At 67.6% G+C, this 2078-nt stretch carries 2 protein-coding genes and 1 pseudogene; all 3 read left to right on the forward strand.

The window, feature by feature from the left end; all coding sequences use genetic code 11:
* Positions 1-420, forward strand: a pseudogene (locus tag ACDELDRAFT_RS21700) (efflux RND transporter periplasmic adaptor subunit); the annotation flags it as partial.
* The gene (locus ACDELDRAFT_RS21705) at positions 417-1619 is read left to right on the forward strand and encodes an ABC transporter permease (protein WP_005800666.1); all 1203 of its coding nucleotides are present in this window, start codon (positions 417-419) and stop codon (positions 1617-1619) included. The pseudogene ACDELDRAFT_RS21700 and the gene ACDELDRAFT_RS21705, both read left to right, overlap by 4 nt.
* 15 nt (positions 1620-1634) lie before the next feature.
* Positions 1635-2078 (forward strand): ATP-binding cassette domain-containing protein (locus ACDELDRAFT_RS21710; protein ID WP_005800668.1); only part of this gene is annotated, 444 nt, incomplete at its 3' end.

Below are 2078 nucleotides of genomic sequence, written 5' to 3' on the forward strand. Positions count from 1 at the left end.
TCGCGCGCGGGCCAGGCGCTGGCGGGCCGCGTGCTGCGCGTCGAGCCGCTGGCCGATGCCGTGACCGAGGAAACGCTGGCCAAGGTGGTGTTTGAGGCCTTGCCATCGCCCCTGCCGCCCATCGGTGAGCTGGCCGAAGTCACCATCGACCTGCCCGCGCTGGAGGCGCAACCCGTATTGCCCAATGCTGCCGTTCAGCGCGTGAGCGGCCAGACCGGTGTGTGGCGCTGGACCGATGGCAAGCTGCAATTCGCGCCAGTGCAATTGGGCAGCGCCGATCTCGACGGCCATGTGCAGGTGCTGCAGGGGCTGGACGAGGGCGACCAGGTGGTTGTCTACAGCGAAAAACCCCTGACCGCGCGCAGCCGCATCCAGGTGGTGGAGCGCGTAGCCAAAGGTGCCACCCAGGGCGCGCCATGATCAGCCTGTCTGGCCGCGACATCCTGCATGCCTGGGGCAAGTTTGTCTTCACCGGCGTGGGCCTGGGCCTGCTGATCGGCGTGACGCTGACCATGGCCGGGGTGTACCGGGGCATGGTGGACGACGGCAAGGCGCTGCTCGACAACAGCCGCGCCGACATCTGGGTGGTGCAGAAAGACACGCTCGGGCCGTATGCCGAATCGTCCAGCCTGCAGGACGACCTGTACCGCGGCATCCTGGCGATGCCCGGCGTGGCCCAGGCCGCCAACGTCACCTACCTCACAACGCAGGTGCGCAAGGGCGGCAGTGACGTGCGCGCGATGGTGGTGGGCATTGCGCCGGGCCCGGCGGGCGTCACACCGGGCTGGCCGCCGCACCTGGTGGATGGCCGCCAGGTCACGCGCGGGCACTACGAGGCCGTGGCCGACGTGGCCGCTGGTTTCCGGCTGGGCGAGCGCCTGACGGTGCGGCGCAACCACTACACCGTGGTCGGGTTGACGCGGCGTATGGTGTCTTCCAGCGGCGACCCGATGGTGTTCATACCGCTCAAGGATGCGCAGGAGGCGCAGTTCCTCAAGGACAACGACGCCATCTGGCACAGCCGCCGCCGCACCGAGGCCAACCCGGCCTTCAACCGCCCGGCGGTGCCCGGCCTGCTCGATGCCGTGATCGCTTCGCAAAGCACCAACGCCTTCGTCAACGCCGTGCTGGTGACCGTGCAGCCGGGCCATGCGCCGCAGGAGGTGGCCGAGGCCATCCAGCGCTGGAAGCGTATGACGGCCTACACGCGCCCGCAGATGGAAGAAATCCTGGTCAGCAAGCTGATCGCCACATCGGCGCGGCAGATCGGCATGTTCCTGGCCATTCTCGCCGTGGTCAGCGCCGCCATCGTGGCCTTCATCATCTACTCGCTCACGATGGACAAGATCCGTGAGATCGCCGTGCTCAAGCTCATTGGCACGCGCAACCGCACCATCGCCGCCATGATCCTGCAGCAGGCGCTGGCGCTGGGGGTGATCGGCTTCGTGGTGGGCAAGATCTCGGCCACGTTTGCCGCGCCTTTCTTTCCCAAATATGTGCTGCTCATGCCCATGGATTCGGTGGCCGGCTTCTTCGCCGTGCTGGGCATTTGCGTGATCGCCAGCGTGGTCGCCATCCGCATGGCGCTGCGGGTGGACCCGGCACAGGCCATAGGGTGATAAGAGGGTGATGCCATGACCACCAAAGGAATCCGCGTGGAAGGCCTGAGCAAAAGCTTTGGCAAGGGCGATACCGCCGTGCACGCCCTCAAAGACGTCAACCTGCAGGTCAGCCCCGGCGAAGTGGTCGGGCTGGTGGGGCCGTCGGGCTCGGGCAAGAGCACGCTGCTCAAATGCCTGGGCGCCGTCATCGATCCCACCGCCGGGCGCATGGTGCTGGGCGACGAGGTGATCTATGACAACGGCTGGCAGGTGCGCGACCTGCGCGCGCTGCGGCGCGACAAGATCGGCTTCGTCTTCCAGGCGCCCTACCTGATTCCGTTTCTGGACGCCACCGACAACGTTGCCTTGCTGCCCATGCTGGCCGGTGTGCCCAACGCCCAGGCCCGCGCCCGGGCGCTTGAGTTGCTCACCGCGCTCGACGTGCAGCACCGCGCGCGCGCCATGCCGGCCCAGCTC

The organism is Acidovorax delafieldii 2AN (assembly GCF_000175235.1).
Taxonomy (GTDB): Bacteria; Pseudomonadota; Gammaproteobacteria; order Burkholderiales; family Burkholderiaceae_C; genus Acidovorax; species Acidovorax delafieldii_B.